The following is a 1,292-nucleotide window of genomic DNA, read 5'->3' as shown; positions in this document are numbered from 1 at the left end:
GCCGCGAAGGCTGATCTCGCCGGTCATGGCCGTGTCGCTACGTACCGTTCGGCCGCTGAGCAGCGAAGCGAGCGCCATGAACATCGCCACGCCGGCGCTTGGTCCGTCCTTGGGCGTGGCCCCTGCCGGCACATGGACATGGATGTCGTTCTCGTCGAACCAGCCCGGATCGACGCCCAACGCGCCGGCCTGGGTCTTCACCAGGCTCAGTGCGGCCTGGGCGCTTTCCTTCATCACCTCGCCCAACTGGCCGGTCAGGATCAACCGCCCTTTGCCCGGCGTCTTGGCCGCCTCGATGAACAGGATGTCTCCACCCACGGGGGTCCACGCCAGGCCCGTGGCGACGCCCGGCACGCTGGTGCGCATGGCCACCTCGTTCTCGAAGCGGGGCTGTCCGAGGCTCTCGGTGAGATCGCCTGCGCCGATGCGGATGGTCTTGGCGGAGCCGTCTGCGATGCGGACTGCGGCGTGGCGCAAGGCGCGACCGATCTCGCGCTCCAGGCCCCGCACACCGGCTTCGCGCGTGTAGGCCTCGATGATGGCGCGCAGCGCCGCCACGTCGATCTTGACCTGCGCCGGCTTCAAGCCATTGGCGGCGAGTTGGCGGCCCACCAGGTAGCGCTTGGCGATCTCCAGCTTCTCGCCGGCCGTGTAGCCGGGAAGCGATATGATCTCCATCCGGTCGCGTAGCGGCCCGGGCACGCTTTCCAACATGTTTGCGGTCGCAATAAACACGACGCGGCTGAGGTCGAATGGGAGCGCCAGATAGTTGTCGCGAAAGGCGTTGTTCTGCTCTGGGTCCAGCACCTCGAGCAAGGCGGCCGATGGGTCGCCATGGGCGCCGGCGCCCATCTTGTCGATTTCGTCCAGCATCAGCACGCAATCGCGGGCGCCGGCCTTGCGGATGGCCTGGATGATGTTGCCGGGGAGGGCGCCGATGTAGGTGCGGCGGTGCCCGCGGATTTCGGCCTCGTCGTGCAGGCCACCCAGACTGATGCGCGCGAACTTGCGACCCATCGCGCGGGCGATCGATTGGCCCAGGGAGGTCTTGCCGACGCCAGGCGGACCCGCGAAGCAGAGGATCGGCGCCTTGCCCTCGGGGGCGAGCTTGCGGACCGCAAGGTATTCGACGATCCGCGTTTTGATCCTCTCCAGGCCGTAGTGGTCCTCGTCGAGGATTCGCCGCGCGTCAGCGATGTCGATCGGCTTGAATTCGGGGTTGGCCCACGGCAGCTCGATCAGCCAGTCGAGGTAGGTGCGGATCATGCCGTATTCGGCGCTGGCGTCGGACA

At 67.3% G+C, this 1,292-nt stretch carries 1 pseudogene (cut by a window edge); it reads right to left on the bottom strand.

What is annotated here, in order from left to right:
- Window positions 1-1,292 (bottom strand): annotated as a pseudogene (gene lon, locus QZV94_RS20055) (endopeptidase La); its annotated part runs 889 nt beyond the window's last position; the annotation flags it as partial.

Source organism: uncultured Phenylobacterium sp. (assembly GCF_902826855.1).
Classification (GTDB): Bacteria; Pseudomonadota; Alphaproteobacteria; order Caulobacterales; family Caulobacteraceae; genus Phenylobacterium.
Note: the sequence above shows the minus strand (reverse complement) of the source record. Positions and strands in the feature narration are given on the sequence as shown.